We start from the raw sequence: 18207 nt of genomic DNA on the forward strand, positions 1-18207 counted from the left end.
GCAGCGTATCTCTCCCATGGGACTCCGGGGGTTTCCGTGAGTGCATATCGGCGTATCGTGCTGATCGCGATCGCCGGAGCACTCATCATCTCCACCTCCGCGCCCCTGGTGCGCCTGTCCGGGGCCTCGCCCGCGACGTCGGCGTTGTTCCGCTGCGCGTACGCGGTGCCGCCCATGCTCCTGCTCGCCTGGCTCGAACGGCGAAAGCTGGGGCCCCTGCCCTGGAGGAGCGCGCTGCCGGCCTGGGCGGCGGGCGCGCTGTTCTCGCTCGACCTGCTGTTCTGGCACCAGTCGATCAAGCTGGTCGGCGCGGGCCTGGCGACCGTGCTCGGCAATCTGCAGGTGTTCATCGTGGCCTTCGCCGCCTGGGGCATCTTCCGCGAGCGCCCCTCCAACCGGCTCGTGGCGAGCACGCCGATCGTCTTCGGCGGGGTCGTGCTGATCTCCGGGGTGTTCGACGGCGCCGCGTACGGGCTCGACCCCGCCATGGGCGCGCTCACCGGGATGGCGACCTCGGTCGTGTACGCGGCGTACCTGCTGATCATGAAGGCCGGGCAGGGACGGACGGCGGGGCCGCTGGCGCAGGCGACCGTCGTGGCCACCGTGCTGATCGCGGCGCTCAGCCCGCTGTTCGGCGGGGCCGACCTGGCGCCGGAATGGCCGGCGCACGGGTGGCTGCTGCTGCTCGCCCTGGGGCCGCAGGTGGCCGGGTGGTTGCTGATCACGTACTCGCTGCCCAGGCAGCCCGCGGCGCTCACCGCGCTGCTGCTGCTCGTGCAGCCGATGACCACCGTCGCCATCTCCACCCTCACGCTGGGGGAGCGGCCCTCGGCGCTGCAACTCGCCGGGTGCGCCGCGGTCGTGCTCGGCGTCCTGTACGGCTCCCGCGGCCCTCAGCCCACCCGGGCCGGCGCCGAGCAGGACGAGCAGGTGCCGAAGACCTCGACCGTGTGAGTGATCTCGGTGAAGCCGTGGTCGCTGCCGACCGCCTCGGCCCAGCGCTCGACGGCGGGCCCGGCCACCTCGACCGTGTGGCCGCAGCGACGGCACACCAGGTGGTGGTGATGGTCGTCGCTGGCGCACGCGCGGTAGACCGACTCGCCCTCGTCGGTGCGCAGCACGTCGACCTGGCCGCAGTCGGCCAGCGCCTGCAGCGCCCGGTAGACCGTGGTCAACCCGATCTTGGCGCCGTGCAGGCGCATCTCGGCATAGACGTCCTGGGCGCTGCGGAACCCCTCGCTGCGGCGAAGGGTGTCGTGCACGGCATCGCGCCTCGTCGTCATGCGACCTCCTCGACACGGACATGTGGTCGCCGGCTCACTGGGGACTCCTGGATACGGCCTCGCCGTACGAATTTACCGACAGCGAGGGCCAGGACGAAGCCGGCGAGGGCCAGAAGCACGATCGCCGCGCCCGGAGGCACCCGCGACGACATCGTCGAGGCCAGCAGCCCGCCCACCGAGGCGAGCACGCCGAACAGCATCGCCAGCCCTATCGTGGCCCGGAACCCCCTGGTGAGCTGCTGGCTCGTGGCCACCGGGATCACCATCAGGGCGCTGACCAGCAGCAGGCCGACCACGCGCATGGCGATGACCACGGTGAGCGCGGCGGTGACCGCGATCAGCAGGCTGAGGAAGCGCACCGGCAGGCCGCTGGCCCTGGCCATCTCCTCGTCCTGGCAGAGCACGAACAGCTCCCTGCCGAAGACGACGACCACGCCGATCACCGCCACGGCCAGCGCACCGATGATCCAGATGTCCTGTTGTGTGACGCTGGCGATGGCGCCGAACAGGTAGGAGTTCAGCTTGGCGTTGCTGCCTCCGGGGGCGATGCCCATGAGCATGACGCCGCCCGCGATGCCGCCGTAGAACAGCAGGGCGAGCGCGACGTCCCCGCTGGTCCGGCCCCGGGCCCTGACCAGCTCGATCGCCACCGCGCCCAGCACGGAGACGATCACGGCCGTCAGCACCGGCGCCGTGCCGGTCAGGAAGCCCAGCGCCACGCCGGTCAGCGCGACGTGCCCGATGCCGTCGCCGAGCAGCGACAGCCTGCGCTGCACGATGAACGTGCCCACCGCGGGCGCGCACAGCCCCACCAGCAGCGCGGCGATCAGCGCGAGCTGGAAGAGGTTCTCCTGCAGAAGCTCGATCATCGTGGTTCTCCCTGCCAGCCGGTCAGCGGGCCGGCGGCCGGCTCCGCGGCGTGCGGATGCTGGTGCTCGTGTCCCGGCCTGGCGCACTCGCCCTCGGGCCGCGGCGGCTCGCCGTCGTGCGCGACGCGGCCCTCGCGGACCACGACGCCGCGCGTGATCAGCGGCTCCAGCGGGCCCAGCTCGTGGGCGACCAGGACGATCGTCTTGCCGTCGCGGACCAGGTCGCCCAGCGTGTCGGCCAGGAGCCGCTGGGTCTCGGCGTCCACGCCCGCGGTGGGCTCGTCCATCACGTACGTGTCGGGCTCCCCGGCCAGGGCGCGGGCGATGAGCACGCGCTGCTGCTGGCCGCCCGAGAGCGACTGCACGGGGTCGCCGGCCCGGCCGGTCAGGTCGACCGCGTCCAGGGCGTGCGCGACCGCCGCCCGGTCGGCCGCGCTGGTCCTGCGCAGCCGGCTCTGCCTGGCGACGCGGCCCGAGGCCACGACCTCGCGGACCGTGGCGGGCACGCCGCCGCCGACCTGGAGGCGCTGGGGCACGTAGCCGATGCGCCACCAGTCGCGGAACCTGGCGGGCGGGGACCCGTACAGGAGGGTCTGGCCGCCGGACAGCGGGGTGAGGCCGAGCAGCGCGCGGACCAGGGTGGACTTGCCCGAGCCGTTGGCGCCCAGGAGGGCCACGACCTCGCCGGGGCGCACGGTCAGGTCGACGCCGCGCAGGATCTGCCGGCCGTCGAAGCTGACCCGGCCGCCGGTCATCGCGAAGGCCGTCTCGCTCATGCCGTACACCCCAGTGCTGTCCGGAGGGTCTTGAGGTTGTCGCGCATGGCCGTCAGGTAGTCGCCGGCGGGCTTGCTCTCCAGCGGGTCGAGCACGGCCGTCTTCGCGCCGACCTCGCCGGCCAGCACCTCGGCCACCTTGGGGCTCACCAGGGACTCGGTGAAGATCGTGGTCGCGCCCTCGGACCTGGCCAGCGCGGCCACCTCCGACAGGCGCTTCGGCGACGGCTCGGTCTCGGGGTCGAGCGTGATGCCCACCTGCTTGAGCTTGTAGCGGTCGGCCAGGTAGCCGAACGCCTCGTGCGCGGTGATCAGGGTCTTGCCGGCGCAGGCGGCCAGGCCCTTGGCGAACTCCTGGTCGAGGCCGCCCAGCACGCCCGCCGCCTTGGCGGCGCGGTCCTTGTACGCCTGGGCGTGCGCGGGATCGGCGGCGGCCAGGCGCTCGCCCAGCTTGCCGGCGACCGTGGCCAGGCGGGAGGGGTCGAGCCAGATGTGCGGGTCGTAGGAGACGCCGTGTTCCTCCGCGTGCTCCTCCTCGCCGGCGTGCCCGCCGGCCGGGATCGTCGTGACGACGGAGGCGGCGTCGAAGGCCGTGTCGCCGGAGACGGCGTCGTCGACGGCAGGCTGCACGCCCTTGACGTAGACCGTGAGCGCGGCGTCCTGGAGCTTGGTCATCTGCTGGATGCCCAGCTCCAGGTCGTGCGGCTCGACGCCGGGCGCGGTCAGGACGGTCACGTTCGCGTCGGGCCCGGCCACCTGCTCCGTGAGCCACTGGAGCGGGTAGAAGGCGGCGATCACCTCGGGCCTGCCGCCCGCGGCGGTCTCCGCGGACCCGGCGCCACAGGCGGACGTGGCCAGCAGGGCTGCTCCGGCGAGGAAGGTTACGGCGCGCATTGGGGGCGTACGGGACATCACGCCCTCAAGTATGGAGAAAATGAAAATGATTGTCAAAATCTCCGACGGGCCGGACTAGAACGCCCCAAACCGGTCAGCCGCCAGGATCGCCAGGAAGACCAGCACCGCCACCCGCAGCAGCCGCCCGCCGATCCCCAGCGACGGCCACGACAGGTACGCCAGCCAGCCGACGAACGCCGCCACCACCAGCGCCGCCACGCCGCCCAGCCAGTTGGCCACCGCGAAGGCGGCCAGCAGCAGGATCACCAGCACGGCGGGGGTCGCCCACCTGGGCACCTGCGTGAACAGGAACGTCATCGGGAGCGCGCTGCGCCGCTCGACGGCCTTGCGGGCGCCGCTCGCGCCCGGCGTGAAGAACTGCTCGCCCTGGGGCAGCGGGCGCTTGTTTTTGGAGGCCACGTCGAGAGCCTATGGGAGTTCGCGTGACAGCAGGGTGCGCACCTCTAGGCTGGGCTGGTGCTCGCCGTGATCCGATACACCGTGCCAGAGTCCCAGTCTCAGGACTTCCTCAAGCAGGGCCACGCCATCCTCGACACCTTCGCCGCCCAGCCGGGTTACCACCGCGGGCGGCTGGCCCGTTCGGTCGACGAGCCCAACCTGTGGGCGCTGGTCAGCGAATGGGAGGGCGCGGGGTTCTACCGAAGGGCGCTGTCGGCCTCCAGGATGGTCATGTACCCGTTGATGATCCTCATGGTCAACGAACCCAGCGCGTACGAGGACGTGTACACGCAAGAGGGTGCGTAGCGTTACTCGCGCGCGAGACCGGGTGAGCGTCCCCTAAGCTGGGATCTCACCGAATTCACTCGCCGACCTCCAGCCGGAAAGAGACGCAACCAAAATGGCACGACGCATCGACGTCATGGACACCATCGTCAGCCTCGCCAAGCGCCGCGGGCTCGTTTACCCGTCGAGCGAGATCTACGGCGGACTTCGCGCGTCGTGGGACTACGGTCCTCTGGGTGTCGAGCTGAAGAACAACGTCAAGCGGCAGTGGTGGCTGTCGATGGTCCAGTCGCGCGACGACGTGGTGGGCCTCGACTCCTGCGTCATCCTGGCCCCCGAGGTCTGGCGGGCCAGCGGCCACGTCGAGACCTTCACCGACCCGCTGACCGAGTGCCAGTCGTGCCACAAGCGCTTCCGCGCCGACCACCTCGTCGAGGCGTACGAGGAGAAGAACGGCAAGGAGCCCGAGAACGGCCTGGCCGACATCACCTGCCCCAACTGCGGCAACAAGGGCACCTTCACCGAGCCCCGGCAGTTCAGCGGCCTGCTCAAGACCTTCCTCGGCCCGGTCGAGGACGAGTCGGGCCTGGCCTACCTCCGTCCGGAGACCGCGCAGGGCATCTTCATCAACTACCTCAACGTGCAGCAGTCGGCGCGCAAGAAGATCCCGTTCGGCATCGGCCAGGTCGGCAAGTCCTTCCGCAACGAGATCACGCCGGGCAACTTCATCTTCCGCACCCGCGAGTTCGAGCAGATGGAGATGGAGTTCTTCGTCAAGCCCGGCACCGACGAGGAGTGGCACCAGTACTGGATCGACGAGCGTTTCCGCTGGTACTCCGACCTGGGCATCAACAAGGACAACCTGCGCCTCTACGAGCACCCGCAGGAGAAGCTGTCCCACTACGCCAAGCGGACCGTCGACGTCGAGTACCGCTTCAACTTCCAGGGCTCGGAGTGGGGCGAGCTGGAGGGCATCGCCAACCGCACCGACTTCGACCTCACCGCCCACTCCAAGGCGTCGGGCGTCGACCTGAGCTTCTTCGAGCAGGACACCGGTGAGCGTTACGTCCCCTACGTCATCGAGCCGGCCGCCGGCGTCGACCGGGCCACGCTGACCTTCCTGCTCGACGCCTACACCGAGGACGAGGCGCCCAACGCCAAGGGCGTCCTGGAGAAGCGCACGGTGCTGCGGCTCGACCACCGGCTCGCGCCGGTCAAGGCCGCGGTGCTGCCGCTGTCGCGCAACGCCGACCTGTCGCCGAAGGCCCGCGACCTGGCCGCGCAGCTGCGCAGGCGGTGGAACGTCGAGTTCGACGACGCGGGCGCGATCGGCCGCCGTTACCGCCGCCAGGACGAGATCGGCACCCCGTTCTGCATCACCGTCGACTTCGACACCCTCGAAGACCACGCGGTGACGATCCGCGAGCGTGACAGCATGGCCCAGGAGCGCATCGCGATCGACCAGGTCGACTCCTACCTGCGCCAGCGCCTCAACGACTGACCCCGGCACCACCTGGCCAGCGCCGCCCCGGCCTCCGCCGCGGGCGGCGTTCGCCTTTTCCGGCCCGGCCGGTCAGGACAGGTGGCGGCCGAACCAGGTCAGCGCGTAGTCGTAGGCCTGCGCGGCGGCCCGCGCGTCGTACCGGGCGCCGGTGTCGTTGAAGAAGGCGTGGCCGACGCCCGGGACGGTCACCAGCTCGTGGGTGAGCCCGGCCTTCGTCAGCGCCTCCTCGGCCGCGTCCCGGGTGGCGTTGACGCGGTCGTCCTGCTCGGCGTAGATCGCCAGGACGGACGCCCGGGCGCCGGTCAGGTCGGCGTCGTCGGGGAGGGGGCCGTAGAAGGGCGCGGCGGCGTCCAGCCGGTCTTCCCCGGACGACAGCAGCAGCCACGTCATGCCGCCGCCGAAGCAGAACCCGATCATGCCCAGCCGGGCGCCCTCGGCCCGGTTCCGCAGCTCGCCGACGGCCGCCTTCATGTCGGCCACGAACCGTTCCTGGGGGATCTCGCCCAGCCTGGCCGTGACTCGCGCGGTGTCGGCGAACGCGGCCGTGCCGCCCTCGCGGGAGAGCAGGTCGGGCGCGAGGGCCGAGTAGCCGCTCGCGGCCAGGCGGCCGGCGACCGAGCGGATGTGGTCGGTCAGGCCGCGGTTCTCGTGCATGACCAGCACCGCGCCCCTGGGGGCGGCGGCGGGGGCCCAGGCGGCCCGCAAGGTGGTCCCGTCCGGGCCGGGGAACGTGATCGCCTGCGTGGGGAGCGGCGGCGGGCCCGCGGGGGAGGCCGCGCCGGGCGGCGAGGCCGCCTGCGGCCCCTGAGTGCTCGCCGGGTCGGTTTCCGGGGTGGCGCCGCAGGCGGCGAGGAGAGCAGTGGCGGCGGGGAGGGCGAGCCCGAGAAGGCCCAGGCGGCGCAGGGCCTCGCGCCGTGAGATCAGGCCCTCTACGTGATCGAGTGCCACTTCTTCTGCCAAATATCGCTGGAAGGGCGTCATGGTCGAAAGATTTAACGGTCACCACCGAAAAATCGTGTAAAGGCGATAGTTATGTGGTTTTTCGCGGGTGTTTGGTGCAGTGGGCTGGGCCGGGAAGGCCGCTCCGGACCCATGGTGTGACACGTCATCCGGAACTAGGGTCAAGATCATGCGACTGCTGGTGGTCGAGGACGAGGAAGACCTGGTCGACGCGTTACGGGTGGGTCTGGTCCGGGCGGGCTACGCGGTGGACGTGGCCTACGACGCGCCGTCGGCGCACGAGAAGCTGGAGGTCAACACCTACGACCTGGTCCTGCTCGACCTGAACCTGCCCGGCGGCGACGGGTTCCAGCTCTGCCGCTCGGTACGTGCCGCCGGCCGCGGCGTGCGGATCATCATGGTGACCGCCCGCGACCGCCTCGACGACCGGGTACGCGGCCTCGACGAGGGCGCCGACGACTACCTGGTCAAGCCGTTCGCCTTCCCCGAGCTGCTGGCCAGGGTGCGGGCACTGCTGCGCAGGGACACCGGCGGCACCGCCGTGCTCCAGGTGGGCGGCCTGCGCATCGACACCGCCCGCATGGAGGTCTCCCTCGACGGCCGCTCCCTGGCCCTGACCCCCAAGGAGTACGGCGTGCTGCACTACCTGATGACCCGTCCCGGCCACGTCGTCTCCACCGAGGAACTGCTCGAACACGTCTGGGACGAGCACGCCGACCCGTTCACCAACACCGTCCGGGTCACCGTCGGCAACCTGCGCCGCAAGCTCCAGGAGGACGGCCTCATCGAGACGGTGATCAGCCGCGGCTACCGGCTCAGGGAGCCGGTGTGATCCACACCATCCGCTTCCGGCTCACCGTGCTCTACTCGGGGCTGCTGTTCGTGCTGGCCGCGCTGGTGCTGGGCGGCATCTACCTGGCCGTCTCCAAGACCACCGAGGAACGCCCGTACTCGACCGAGTACGCCAAGGCGTACCGCGGCAACCAGTACGTGGGCAAGCAGGAGGTCGTCTTCATCGAGGAGGTCGAGAACGAGGTCAACATCAGGACGCTGGCCACGCTGCGCGACTACTCGCTGGCCACCCTGGCCGGGCTCTACCTGGCGTCCCTGGGCATCGGATGGGTGTTGTCGGGGCGGGTGCTGCGTCCGGTGCGGTCGATCACGCGTACGACGGAGGAGATCCAGGCGACCGACCTGACCCGGCGGATCAGGCTGGGCGGCTCGCGCGACGAGCTCAAGGACCTGGCCGACACCATCGACACCATGCTCGACCGGCTGGAGGAGGCGTTCAGCGCGCAGCGCCGGCTCATCGACGACGCCTCCCACGAGCTGCGCAGCCCCCTGACGATCATCCGGGCCAACGTGGACGCCGTGCTCGCCTCGCCCGAGGCCAGCGACGAGGAGCGGGCCAGGGCCGTGCAGATCGTGGACCGGGCGACCACCCGCATGACCAGGCTCGTGGAGGACCTGCTGGCCAGCGCCCGCCGGCAGGCGACCGCGTTCGCCGACACCGACCTCGACCTGAGCAGGGTGGCGCGGGAGGCGTGCGAGGAGTACGCGGCGCCGGCCGCCGCCCGCGGCCTGACGATCACCCGCGGCCTGGACCGGAACCTGGAGATGACCGGCGACCAGGACGCGCTGCGCCGCGCCGTGGCCAACCTGCTGTCCAACGCGGTGCGCCTGACCCCGCCCGGTGGCCGCGTCCGGGTCGAGGCCGGCCGGTCGGAGGGCTGGTTGTGGGTCGCGGTCAGGGACGACGGCCCCGGGCTCGGCGCGGCGGAGCAGGAGCGGGTGTTCGACCGGTTCTGGCGCGGCGAGGCCAGCCGGCGCGACCGGCACACGGGGCTCGGCCTGGCCATCGTCCGGCAGATCGTGGAGTCGCACGCGGGGCGGGTGGCGGTGTTCTCCACGCTCGGGCAGGGAGCCACGTTCGTGTTGTGGCTGCCGCCGCGCGACGGCGTGCCCGGCCCGGCGCCCGAGAGCAACCCGATCACCAGGTGACCCGGGCCGCGCCCGCCCCTACTCCAGGACGCGCCCGACGAGCTGCCCCTGCCGGGCCACCGCCACGCAGTACGCCGTGCGGTGACGCGGCCACTCCTCCTCGATCGGCGGCAGCGCGCTCACCTCGATCTCGTGGCGCCTGTCCGCCTTGACCCGCAGCCGCGGCGCGCAGAAGCTCTTGGCCTCCCGCGTGGCCCGCTCGGTGCCCGGCCACGGGCCCTCCGGCACGACGTAGATCATGCCGAACTCGGCCGCGTGCGGGTTGCCGCACGGCACGAGCGTCGCGATCAGGTCGCCGGGGATCGACACGAGGCAGTCACCGGGCCTGAGCTGGGTCGCGTGTCGCTGCTCCGCCCCAGGCACCAGCGACCCTGCGGCCGGCTCGGGGGTTCCCGAGCCGCACGCGGACAGCGCCAGGACCAGGCAGGCGGCCATCAGGCCTCGTGGCGTCGTGCGGGGCATGCGAGCAGAGTGTCATGTCCCGATCACGTCCATATCGCGGAACGAGCCGAGCTGGGTCACGTTGAGCGATCGTGCCCCCGGGCCCTGAACCCGGCGGCGACGCGGGCTGAGCGTCGGCCGGCCGTCCAGGTAGATCACCATGTCGGCGGGTTGCGCGACGAAGCGTGCACGACGCTTGGGTTTGGCGGGGGCCGGCCATGGCCGCCCCCTGGCGCAGGTTCGATGCGATTCTGCGGCTGCGCTCCTCTTTCCCAAGAATTGGTGTAAACCAATTGGTATAAACCAATTTATCGGTCAGCGGTCCTATAATTGGATTAGACCTCTCGCAGGCCGTTGACCAGCAAAAACGATGACTTAACCGAGGAGTGCAGTTTCATCATGAATTTCGCCGGTAGAGTCCGGGGCAGAAGCGTTGGATTGGAGCTGTGGTGGCCAAGTACGTTTACGACTTCACCGAGGGCAACAGGAATCTCAAGGATCTTCTCGGTGGAAAGGGCGCGAATCTCGCCGAGATGACGAATCTCGGGCTGCCCGTCCCCCCCGGATTCACGATCACCACTGAAGCCTGCCGTCACTACCTGACGGAAGGCGCTCTTCCCGACGGCCTGGAGCGCGAGGTCGCCGAGCACCTGGACGCCCTGGAGGCCCAGATGGGCCGCCGCCTCGGGCAGGCCGACGACCCCCTCCTGGTCAGCGTACGGTCGGGCGCGAAGTTCTCCATGCCGGGCATGATGGAGACGGTCCTCAACATCGGGCTCAACGACGAGTCGGTCCACGGCCTGGCCAAGCAGGCGGGCGGCAACGACCGCTTCGCCTGGGACTCCTACCGGCGGCTGATCCAGATGTTCGGCAAGACCGTGCTCGGCCTCGACGGCGACCTGTTCGAGCACGCGCTCGACGAGCTGAAGGGCCGCCGCCAGGACACCGATCTCGACGCGGGCGAGCTCCAGGGTCTCGTGGAGACCTACAAGGACATCGTCCGGGAGCAGACCGGCAAGGACTTCCCCGCCGACCCCCGCGAACAGATGCGGCTGGCCGTCATGGCGGTCTTCGACTCCTGGAACGCCCCGCGCGCCGTCCTCTACCGCCGCCAGGAGCGCATCCCCGCCGACCTCGGCACCGCCGTCAACATCGTGGCCATGGTCTTCGGCAACGTCGGCAACGACTCCGGCACCGGCGTCGCCTTCACCCGCGACCCCGGCTCCGGCCAGCAGGGCATCTACGGCGACTACCTGCAGAACGCCCAGGGCGAGGACGTCGTCGCCGGCATCCGCAACACCATCCCCCTCCAGGAGCTCGAACGCCTCGACAAGCGCTCCTACGACGAGCTGCTGCAGATCATGGAGACGCTGGAGAACCACTACAAGGACCTGTGCGACATCGAGTTCACGATCGAGCGCGGCAAGTTGTGGATGCTCCAGACCCGCGTCGGCAAGCGCACCGCCGCGGCCGCCTTCTGCATCGCCACCCAGCTCGTCGACCAGGGCCTGATCACCCTCGACGAGGCCGTCACCCGCGTCACGGGCGACCAGCTCGCCCAGCTCATGTTCCCCCGCTTCGACGGCGGCGCCGAGAAGAAGAAGATCGCCAAGGGCATGAACGCCTCGCCGGGCGCGGCCGTCGGCAAGGTCGTCTTCTCCTCCGAGCGCGCCGTCGAGCTGGCCGGACGGGGTGAGGACGTCATCCTCGTCCGCCGCGAGACCAACCCCGACGACCTGGCCGGCATGATCGCCGCCAAGGGCATCCTGACCAGCCGCGGCGGCAAGACCTCGCACGCGGCCGTGGTCGCCCGCGGCATGGGCAAGACGTGCGTGTGCGGCGCCGAGGAGCTGGAGGTCTCCACCGGCGAGCGCCGGTTCACCGCGCCCGGCGGCGAGGTCGTCTCCGAGGGGGAGGTCATCTCCATCGACGGCACCACCGGCGAGGTCTACCTCGGCGAGGTCCCGGTCGTGGACTCGGCCGTGGTCGAGTACTTCGAAGGCGCGCGGCCGGACGACGACCTGGTCAGGGCCGTGGACCGGATCATGGGCCACGCCGACTCCGTGCGCCGGCTGCGGGTGCGCGCCAACGCCGACACCCCCGAGGACGCCGCGCGGGCCCGCCGCTTCGGCGCCCAGGGCATCGGCCTGTGCCGCACCGAGCACATGTTCCTCGGCGAGCGCCGCCAGCTCGTGGAGGACCTCGTCCTGGCCGACGGCGAGGAGGAGCGGCAGACCGCGCTCGACGCCCTCGAACCCCTCCAGAAGGCCGACTTCATCGGCATCTTCAAGGCCATGGGCGGCGACCCCGTCACCATCCGGCTCATCGACCCGCCCTTGCACGAATTCCTGCCCGACCTCGTGGACCTGTCGGTCAAGGTCGCCACCTCGCCCGACGTGACGGACAAGGACCGCAGGCTGCTGGCCGCCGTCAAGAGGCTGCACGAGCAGAACCCCATGCTGGGCCTGCGCGGCGTCCGCCTCGGCCTGGTGATCCCCGGGCTGTTCGCCATGCAGGTGCGGGCGATCGCCCAGGCCGCGGCCGAGGTCCCGGGCGCGCGTCCGGAGATCATGATCCCGCTGGTGGCGGCCGTCCAGGAGCTGGAGTCCGTACGCGAGGAGGCGTCCAGGATCCTCGCGGAGACCGGCGTCGAGGCGCTGATCGGCACCATGATCGAGGTGCCGAGGGCGGCGCTGACGGCGGCCCAGATCGCCGAGGCCGCCGAGTTCTTCTCCTTCGGCACGAACGACCTGACCCAGATGACCTGGGGCTTCAGCCGCGACGACGTGGAGGCCGCCTTCTTCTCGCGCTACCTGGAGCTCGGCATCTTCGGCGTCAGCCCGTTCGAGACCCTCGACCGCGACGGCGTCGGCCGGCTGGTCAGGATCGCCGTCGAGGAGGGCCGCGCCGCCCGTCCCGACCTGCACGTGGGCATCTGCGGCGAGCACGGCGGCGACCCCGACTCGGTGCACTTCTGCCACGAGGTCGGCCTCGACTACGTCTCCTGCTCCCCGTTCCGCATCCCGGTGGCCCGGCTGGAGGCCGGTCGCGCCGCCCTGACCGGCACCGACTCCGACACCCGCTGACCGCCCGGCGGCCGGGGTCACCCCCCGGCCGCCTCCTGTGCGCTACCCGCGCCGCCGGTTGGCCAGCACCACGGCGGTGAACACCACGATCCCGATCAGGAGGAAGAAGAGCACGAATCCGATGATGATCTCCGGGACGCCTAGGTTCACGACGGGTTCCCTCCTCTGTCGGCGCCCCCTGGAGGAGCGCTCCTTGGGGACGGATCCTAGGATCGGCCGGTTGAAGATCTGTTGACTTCTTGTGTACAGCCCCGGAGATCCCCTCAAAACCGGTCATTGCGATACTTTCCGCCATGGAAAATCTCGTGGATTGGGAGCTGCGCCCCGCCGGGCCGGACGAGGTGGAGGCGATCGCGGAGCTGCGGGCGAGGGTGATGCGCCCTGACCTGGAGCGGCTGGGCCGCTTCGACGAGCACCGGGTACGGCAGCGGTTCCGTGACTCCTTCTCTCCCGGCCACACCTCCGTCATCCTGGCCGGCGGCGCCTTCGCGGGCTGCGTCACCCTGCGCCCCGCCGAGGACGGACGCCGGCTGGAGCACTTCTACCTCGACCCCGCCCTCCAGGGACGCGGGCTCGGCTCGGCCGTCCTGCGGACGCTGCTGGACCGCGCGGACGCCGAGGACGCGGCCGTACGCCTGGTCGTGCTGCGGGGCAGCGCCGCCCAGCGGCTCTACGAGCGGCACGGCTTCACCGTCGAGGGCGAGGACCAGGTGGACGTCCTCATGGTCCGCCCGCCGGCCCCCCGGAGCCTTCCCGCGCCCGGCTAGCGGGGCAGAGCCTCCTCCGCCGGCACGTAGTCGTGCCGCATCCCGTGGTCGCCCAGCCACTGCCGCAGCCCGGCCACCGCCCCCGGATCGCCGGCGACCCGGGCCGCGTACTCGGCCAGGGCCACCTCCTCGCCGTCGTCGTACAGCAGCCGGGCGGGGCCCGACCAGGACAGCGTCCACCGGGCCTCGCCGAGCTGGATCAGCACCGCCTCCAGCGCCTGGCCCAGCACCCCGGCGAGCAGCGTCTCCGACGGCGTCCAGCCCAGCTCGCGCAGCTGCCCGGCCAGCTCGGCCTGCCGCCCCCTGGCGATCGCCTCGAAGGCCGCGTCGAGGTAGGGGCGCGTGGCCCCCATCACCCGCTGCCCCGCCACCGCCAGGTCGCGCAGCGCGTCGGCGTTGCGCCCGGCGTACATGCCCTGGGCCACCAGCTCGTCCCACGGCACCGGACGGAGCCCGGCCAGCGCCTCCGGCGTCCACATCGACCGCTCCACCGCCGCGGCCGCGACGTCGGGGTCGCGCAGCAGCGTCAGCGCCGGGCGCGGATCGGGGACGTGCTCCGGCTCGGGCAGCGTCGCGATGGCGGCCAGGCGGTCGGCCAGACCGGGATGGGAGTCGTACGGCGAGACGTCCTCGGGCCGCTCGCCCAGCCGGGCGACCTCGGCCTGCCGGCCCGGGTCGTTCAGCAGCGCGTGGAAGCCGCCGAACACCGAGGCGGGCCGGGTGCCGCCCACGCCGGTCAGCGACAGGTAGTCCCTCGTGTACAGGTCCCAGGCCAGGGCGGTGTCGTGGATCTTGCGGAGCGCGCCCGACATGGCCTGGCGCCCGCCGATCGCCACCGCGAACTCGTCGGCCTCGTGCTCCTGCCGGCGCGACACGGCCTGGGAGACCCGCAGGTAGAGCTTGGCGTACCCGGCGAAGAGCCGCTGGATGAGCGGATGGTCGCCGAGCTCCCGCACGGTCGCGATCAGCGAGACCCGCCCCCGGTAGACGGGCGCGCCCAGCCGCGTGTGGGCCCCGCTGTAGTGGCCCAGCTCGTGCCCCAGCACCGCGCGCATCTCGTCGACGGTGAGGGTCTGCAGCAGCGGCAGCCCGACGAACATCCGCCGCCGCGTCGCGCGCAACCCCAGGAACCGGGTGTCCTCCGAGACCGCCGCGTTCACCTCGGGGACGAGCCGGATCTCGTCGGGCGGCGCGGTGCGCACCCGCCGGGCCAGGTCCTCCACCACCTGCCAGAGCGCGGGCTCGTGCTCGCGCCCCACCGGCACGCCCGGCTGCTCGCCTGCCTGGCGGCGGCCGACCATGAACAGCGCCCGCACCACCGCGCCCGCCGCCAGCGTGAGCGCGATCGCGGCCGTCAGACCCCTGGGGTGGAAGTCGGCCAGCAGCAGGACGTCGAAGAGCACGGCGGCCACCAGGATGACGCCGACCAGCACGTAGAAACCGGCGAGCAGGCTGAAGGCCAGCACAGCTCGGAACGCTGTCGTCATGGGGGAGGGCTCCCGGGGAAGGGGTTCTCGCGAGGCTTGACACTAGCGGAGACGGGAAACCGGATAAAATCACTGCACCAATGTCGTACTACGACGAGCACGACCAGGAACGATGGGTCCCGGAACCACCCGGCAACCCCGGACGCGCCGCGTTCGAACGCGACCGCGCCCGCGTCCTGCACAGCGCCGCGCTGCGCAGGCTGGCGGCCAAGACGCAGGTCGTGGGCCCCGGCGAGACGCTCGGCGGCGGCCAGCACATCCCGCGCACCCGGCTGACGCACTCGCTCGAATGCGCCCAGGTCGGCAGGGAGATGGGCGCCACGCTCGGCGTCGACCCCGACCTGGTCGAGACCGCCTGCCTGGCCCACGACCTCGGCCACCCGCCGTTCGGGCACAACGGGGAGGTCGCGCTCAACGCGCTGGCCACCTCCTGCGGCGGCTTCGAGGGCAACGCCCAGAGCCTGCGCCTGCTCACCAGGCTGGAGGCCAAGGTCCTCACCGAGGACGGCCGCAGCGCCGGCCTCAACCTCACCAGGGCCGCGCTCGACGCCTCCGTCAAATACCCCTGGACGTGCGAGAAGTCCCCGAAGTTCGGCGTCTACCACGACGACCTGCCGGTCTTCGAGTGGATCAGGGACGGCGCCCCGCAAGGCCGCGTGAGCTTCGAGGCCCAGATCATGGACTGGGCCGACGACGTGGCCTACTCCGTCCACGACCTGGAGGACGCCCTCCACTCCGGCCACGTCACGCCAGAGGCGCTCCAGTCGTCCGTGGAGCGCGGCGCGGTGGCCCGCATCACCCGCACCTGGTACGCGCCCGGCGCCGACCTCAACGAGCTGGAGGAGGTCTTCGCCGAGCTGATCGCCGACCCGCTGTGGCCGCGCCGCTTCGAGGCCACGCTCGCCGACCTGGCCGGTCTCAAGGCGCTCACCAGCGGCCTGATCGGCCGGTTCTGCCGCTCGGCCCAGACCGCCACCAAGGAGGTCCACGGCGCCCGCCACCGCGCCGACCTCGTCGTGCCGCGCGCCACGCTGCTGGAGTGCGCCCTGCTCAAGGGCGTCACCGCCCATTACGTGATGACCACCGAGGGCCACCACGCCAACCAGGCCAGGCAGCGCGAGCTGATCACCGAGCTCGCCTCGCTGATCACGCTCGGCGCCCCCGGCACGCTCGAACCCGCCTTCCGGCCCGCCTTCCTGGAGGCCCCCGACGACGCGGCCCGGGTGCGCGTCGTGATCGACCAGATCGCCTCGCTCACCGACACCTCGGCCGTGGCCTGGCACCGCCGCCTGTCGAAGTGACGACACTCCGCCGACGCGGGTGAAACCGCTCCCACGAGCGGCTTTGCGGACCTGCCCCGTCGGCGGATACTGCGCGCATGGCTACATATGTCATCGTCGGCGCGGGCCTTGCGGGCGCCAAGGCCGCGCAGACGTTGCGCGAGGAGGGCTTCGACGGCGAGGTCGTGCTCGCCGGCGCGGAGACCGAACGCCCGTACGAACGGCCGCCCCTGTCCAAGGAGTACCTGCGGGGCGGGAGCGCGCGGGAGAAGATCTACGTCCACGCCCCGGACTGGTACGCCGACAACGACGTGGAGCTGCGGCTCGGCCTGCCCGTCACCCGCATCGAGCCCCGCAACCACGTCGTCAGGTTCGCCAACGGGTCCCGGCGGGCCTACGACAAGCTGCTGATCGCGACCGGCGCGACGCCGAGACGCCTGCCGGGCCCGGCCTACTACCTGCGTACCGTCGAGGACTGCGAGGCGCTCAGGCGGCGCTTCGCCGAGGGCGGCAGCGTGATCGTGGTCGGGGCGTCCTGGATCGGGCTGGAGAGCACGGCGGCGGCCCGCGCGGCGGGCTGCCGGGTCACCGTCGTCGAGCCCGAGCCCACCGCGCTCAACCGGGCGCTCGGCCCCGAACTGGGCGAGGTGTTCGCCCGCCTGCACGCCCGCCACGGCGTGGACCTGCGCTTCGGCATCGCGGTCGCCGAGGTCACCGGGACCGGCGTGCGGCTCAGCTCGGGGGAGCGGCTGACGGCCGACCTCGTGGTGGCCGGCATCGGCGTCGCGCCCGAGGTGGAGCTGGCCCGCGACGCGGGACTGGAGGTCCGGCACGGCATCCGCACCGACGCCTCCCTGCGCACCTCGCACCCCGACGTGTACGCCGCCGGCGACGCCGCCGAGCCCTTCCACCCCCTGTACGGCAAGCACGTCCGCGTAGAGCACCGGTCCGGCGCGCTCAAGGGCGGCCCGGCCGCCGCCCGCGCCATGCTCGGCCAGGAGGTCGTCCACGACGAGATCCCGTACTTCCGCACCGACCAGTACGACCTGAGCATGGAGTTCTCCGGCGACGTCGGCGGCTACGACGAGGTCGTCTGCCGGGGGTCGGTGGAGGACCTGCGGTTCGTCGCCTTCTGGCGGCGCGAGGGCCGGGTGATCGCCGGCATGAACGTCAACACCGGGGACGTCGTGCCGGAGATCCAGGAGCTGATCAGGTCGGGCGTCGTCACTGACCGAAAGGAGTTGACGACGGGTCCGCCGTGATCGGGTTCTCGTCCTTGGTGTCGTCGTTCCGCGGCTGCCTGGGCTTCTTGCTGGCCTGGGGCACCTTCTTGGACTTGCACTGGACCGCGCAGCGCGGCGTCTCGCCGAGCCTGCCGCGCAGCGCCAGCGTCTCCTGGCGGGGGGAGAGCGTGCGGTTGCCGGACCGCCAGGCGTCCAGGTAGTCCCACGGCTCGACCATGCCCCGGCGTACCCACCAGTAGGCCGGGCCGGTCTTCCAGGAGATCGCGAAGTAGAGGTTCGAGCCGGCGTCGCGGGCGTTCCCCGACCTGCCCACCCGGCCCAGGAGCTGCCCGGCCTTGACGCGTACGCCCGGCCGGATGCCGTTGGCGACGGAGTCGAGGTGGCCGCCGAGGTAGCGCACGCCGTCGTCGCCGACGATCGTGACGAACCTGCCCTCGCGGTCGGCGCCCTTGTCGGTGGAGGGCGCCCACCGGTTCTTGATGTTGACCTCGTCCACGACGCCGCCCACGGGCGCGACGAACGAGCAGCCCTGCGCGGCCCAGATCGTCGTCTTGGGCAGCACGAGCAGGGCCCGCTGGTAGGTGCTGCCGCAGCCCTTGACCGGGAACGTGTAGGTGAACTTCGACAGCTTGGGCGGCGGCACTCTGACCGGGTCGTCCCCCTTTGGGGGCTGCTCGGCGTCCTGGTCGGACGGGCCGGGCGAGGGGATGGTGGCGGTGACCTCGGGGGTGGGGGTGGACGCGCTCGTGGCCGGGGCCGTGGAGGGCGACTGGGCGCTGACGCCCGCCACCCCGGTCGCCTGGGCGCAGGCGCCGGTGAGCAGCACGGCGGCGACGGCCACCCACCGTGCGATATGCCCGGAATGCATAGTC

General features: G+C 71.7%; 19 protein-coding genes. 9 read left to right on the top strand and 10 right to left on the bottom strand.

Annotated elements, in window-relative coordinates; all coding sequences use genetic code 11:
- Positions 1-57 precede the first annotated feature (57 nt).
- Positions 58-954: a DMT family transporter gene (locus tag ACIHAD_RS22460; RefSeq protein WP_397356507.1), complete on the top strand. Its 897-nt coding sequence runs from the start codon at positions 58-60 to the stop codon at positions 952-954.
- On the opposite strand, the gene ACIHAD_RS22465 is transcribed toward ACIHAD_RS22460, so the two are convergent.
- The 5 genes from ACIHAD_RS22465 to ACIHAD_RS22485 all read right to left on the bottom strand — a co-directional run bounded on the left by ACIHAD_RS22465 (position 894) and on the right by ACIHAD_RS22485 (position 4241).
- Complete coding sequence (locus ACIHAD_RS22465; RefSeq protein ID WP_352323403.1) at positions 894-1283, bottom strand: transcriptional repressor; 390 nt, start codon at positions 1281-1283, stop codon at positions 894-896. The two genes, ACIHAD_RS22460 and ACIHAD_RS22465, sit on opposite strands and share 61 nt — an antisense overlap.
- Positions 1280-2152 (bottom strand): metal ABC transporter permease, encoded by an 873-nt coding sequence (locus tag ACIHAD_RS22470; RefSeq protein WP_397356508.1) that lies wholly within the window; start codon positions 2150-2152, stop codon positions 1280-1282. The genes ACIHAD_RS22465 and ACIHAD_RS22470 overlap by 4 nt, the downstream gene beginning before the upstream one ends.
- Entirely contained in the window at positions 2149-2928 is a 780-nt protein-coding gene (locus tag ACIHAD_RS22475; RefSeq protein WP_397356509.1) for a metal ABC transporter ATP-binding protein, read from the bottom strand. Before ACIHAD_RS22475 ends, ACIHAD_RS22470 begins: the two co-directional genes overlap by 4 nt.
- Positions 2925-3821: a metal ABC transporter substrate-binding protein gene (locus ACIHAD_RS22480; protein ID WP_397356510.1), complete on the bottom strand. Its 897-nt coding sequence runs from the start codon at positions 3819-3821 to the stop codon at positions 2925-2927. The genes ACIHAD_RS22475 and ACIHAD_RS22480 overlap by 4 nt, the downstream gene beginning before the upstream one ends.
- Positions 3822-3896: 75 nt before the next feature.
- Positions 3897-4241 carry a DUF6703 family protein gene (locus tag ACIHAD_RS22485; protein ID WP_397356511.1) on the bottom strand — a complete coding sequence of 115 codons (345 nt, stop codon included), beginning with the start codon at positions 4239-4241 and terminating at the stop codon, positions 3897-3899.
- 57 nt (positions 4242-4298) lie between these two features.
- Here ACIHAD_RS22485 and ACIHAD_RS22490 point away from each other — a divergent pair, with 57 nt between their 5' ends.
- A complete protein-coding gene (locus tag ACIHAD_RS22490) occupies positions 4299-4586 on the top strand; it encodes an antibiotic biosynthesis monooxygenase family protein (protein ID WP_397356512.1) in 288 nt (95 codons plus the stop codon).
- Between the two features lie 94 nt (positions 4587-4680).
- Positions 4681-6066, top strand: coding sequence for a glycine--tRNA ligase (locus tag ACIHAD_RS22495; RefSeq protein WP_397356513.1), 1386 nt, complete (start codon positions 4681-4683; stop codon positions 6064-6066).
- Positions 6067-6138: 72 nt separating this feature from the next.
- Here ACIHAD_RS22495 and ACIHAD_RS22500 read toward each other — a convergent pair whose 3' ends face one another.
- Positions 6139-7017 carry a dienelactone hydrolase family protein gene (locus tag ACIHAD_RS22500; protein ID WP_397356514.1) on the bottom strand — a complete coding sequence of 293 codons (879 nt, stop codon included), beginning with the start codon at positions 7015-7017 and terminating at the stop codon, positions 6139-6141.
- A 181-nt stretch (positions 7018-7198) separates the two neighbouring features.
- Between ACIHAD_RS22500 and ACIHAD_RS22505 the strand changes: the two genes are divergently transcribed.
- Positions 7199-7861, top strand: a complete 663-nt coding sequence (locus ACIHAD_RS22505) for a response regulator transcription factor (RefSeq protein WP_397356515.1) — start codon at positions 7199-7201, stop codon at positions 7859-7861.
- On the top strand, positions 7858-9030 hold the full coding sequence (locus ACIHAD_RS22510) for an ATP-binding protein (RefSeq protein WP_397356516.1): 1173 nt from the start codon (positions 7858-7860) through the stop codon (positions 9028-9030). Before ACIHAD_RS22505 ends, ACIHAD_RS22510 begins: the two co-directional genes overlap by 4 nt.
- An 18-nt stretch (positions 9031-9048) precedes the next feature.
- On the opposite strand, the gene ACIHAD_RS22515 is transcribed toward ACIHAD_RS22510, so the two are convergent.
- Together ACIHAD_RS22515 and ACIHAD_RS22520 are read right to left on the bottom strand one after the other, a co-directional pair.
- A complete protein-coding gene (locus ACIHAD_RS22515) occupies positions 9049-9492 on the bottom strand; it encodes a hypothetical protein (protein ID WP_397356517.1) in 444 nt (147 codons plus the stop codon).
- A 12-nt stretch (positions 9493-9504) separates the two neighbouring features.
- The gene (locus ACIHAD_RS22520) at positions 9505-9633 is read right to left on the bottom strand and encodes a hypothetical protein (protein WP_397356518.1); all 129 of its coding nucleotides are present in this window, start codon (positions 9631-9633) and stop codon (positions 9505-9507) included.
- Between the two features lie 287 nt (positions 9634-9920).
- Here ACIHAD_RS22520 and ppdK point away from each other — a divergent pair, with 287 nt between their 5' ends.
- Complete coding sequence (ppdK, locus tag ACIHAD_RS22525; protein ID WP_397356519.1) at positions 9921-12557, top strand: pyruvate, phosphate dikinase; 2637 nt, start codon at positions 9921-9923, stop codon at positions 12555-12557.
- Positions 12558-12850: 293 nt separating this feature from the next.
- Positions 12851-13324, top strand: a complete 474-nt coding sequence (locus ACIHAD_RS22530; RefSeq protein ID WP_397356520.1) for a GNAT family N-acetyltransferase — start codon at positions 12851-12853, stop codon at positions 13322-13324.
- Here the strand turns inward: ACIHAD_RS22530 and ACIHAD_RS22535 are convergent.
- On the bottom strand, positions 13321-14811 hold the full coding sequence (locus tag ACIHAD_RS22535; protein WP_397356521.1) for a M48 family metallopeptidase: 1491 nt from the start codon (positions 14809-14811) through the stop codon (positions 13321-13323). The two genes, ACIHAD_RS22530 and ACIHAD_RS22535, sit on opposite strands and share 4 nt — an antisense overlap.
- Positions 14812-14891: 80 nt before the next feature.
- On the opposite strand from ACIHAD_RS22535, the gene ACIHAD_RS22540 reads away from it, so the two are divergent.
- Complete coding sequence (locus ACIHAD_RS22540; protein WP_397356523.1) at positions 14892-16112, top strand: deoxyguanosinetriphosphate triphosphohydrolase; 1221 nt, start codon at positions 14892-14894, stop codon at positions 16110-16112.
- A gap of 77 nt (positions 16113-16189) precedes the next feature.
- Positions 16190-17353 (top strand): NAD(P)/FAD-dependent oxidoreductase, encoded by a 1164-nt coding sequence (locus tag ACIHAD_RS22545; RefSeq protein ID WP_397356524.1) that lies wholly within the window; start codon positions 16190-16192, stop codon positions 17351-17353.
- Here the strand turns inward: ACIHAD_RS22545 and ACIHAD_RS22550 are convergent.
- Positions 17316-18203, bottom strand: coding sequence for a M23 family metallopeptidase (locus tag ACIHAD_RS22550; RefSeq protein WP_397356525.1), 888 nt, complete (start codon positions 18201-18203; stop codon positions 17316-17318). The two genes, ACIHAD_RS22545 and ACIHAD_RS22550, sit on opposite strands and share 38 nt — an antisense overlap.
- Between the last annotated feature and the right edge of the window lie 4 nt (positions 18204-18207).

Origin of the sequence: Nonomuraea sp. NPDC052265 (assembly GCF_044547985.1) — a bacterium.
Lineage (GTDB): Bacteria > Actinomycetota > Actinomycetes > Streptosporangiales > Streptosporangiaceae > Nonomuraea.

What these genes read in the sequence shown, in the direction of transcription:
- ACIHAD_RS22520 (WP_397356518.1), bottom strand. Translation starts at nt 9,633, where the DNA reads ATGGTGATCTACCTGGACGGCCGGCCGACGCTCAGCCCGCGTCGCCGC.
- ACIHAD_RS22515 (WP_397356517.1), bottom strand. Translation starts at nt 9,492, where the DNA reads ATGCCCCGCACGACGCCACGAGGCCTGATGGCCGCCTGCCTGGTCCTG.
- ACIHAD_RS22480 (WP_397356510.1), bottom strand. Translation starts at nt 3,821, where the DNA reads ATGCGCGCCGTAACCTTCCTCGCCGGAGCAGCCCTGCTGGCCACGTCC.
- ACIHAD_RS22535 (WP_397356521.1), bottom strand. Translation starts at nt 14,811, where the DNA reads ATGACGACAGCGTTCCGAGCTGTGCTGGCCTTCAGCCTGCTCGCCGGT.
- ACIHAD_RS22540 (WP_397356523.1), top strand. Translation starts at nt 14,892, where the DNA reads ATGTCGTACTACGACGAGCACGACCAGGAACGATGGGTCCCGGAACCA.
- ACIHAD_RS22470 (WP_397356508.1), bottom strand. Translation starts at nt 2,152, where the DNA reads ATGATCGAGCTTCTGCAGGAGAACCTCTTCCAGCTCGCGCTGATCGCC.
- ACIHAD_RS22550 (WP_397356525.1), bottom strand. Translation starts at nt 18,203, where the DNA reads ATGCATTCCGGGCATATCGCACGGTGGGTGGCCGTCGCCGCCGTGCTG.
- ACIHAD_RS22465 (WP_352323403.1), bottom strand. Translation starts at nt 1,283, where the DNA reads ATGACGACGAGGCGCGATGCCGTGCACGACACCCTTCGCCGCAGCGAG.
- ACIHAD_RS22545 (WP_397356524.1), top strand. Translation starts at nt 16,190, where the DNA reads ATGGCTACATATGTCATCGTCGGCGCGGGCCTTGCGGGCGCCAAGGCC.
- ACIHAD_RS22495 (WP_397356513.1), top strand. Translation starts at nt 4,681, where the DNA reads ATGGCACGACGCATCGACGTCATGGACACCATCGTCAGCCTCGCCAAG.
- ACIHAD_RS22505 (WP_397356515.1), top strand. Translation starts at nt 7,199, where the DNA reads ATGCGACTGCTGGTGGTCGAGGACGAGGAAGACCTGGTCGACGCGTTA.
- ACIHAD_RS22475 (WP_397356509.1), bottom strand. Translation starts at nt 2,928, where the DNA reads ATGAGCGAGACGGCCTTCGCGATGACCGGCGGCCGGGTCAGCTTCGAC.
- ACIHAD_RS22530 (WP_397356520.1), top strand. Translation starts at nt 12,851, where the DNA reads ATGGAAAATCTCGTGGATTGGGAGCTGCGCCCCGCCGGGCCGGACGAG.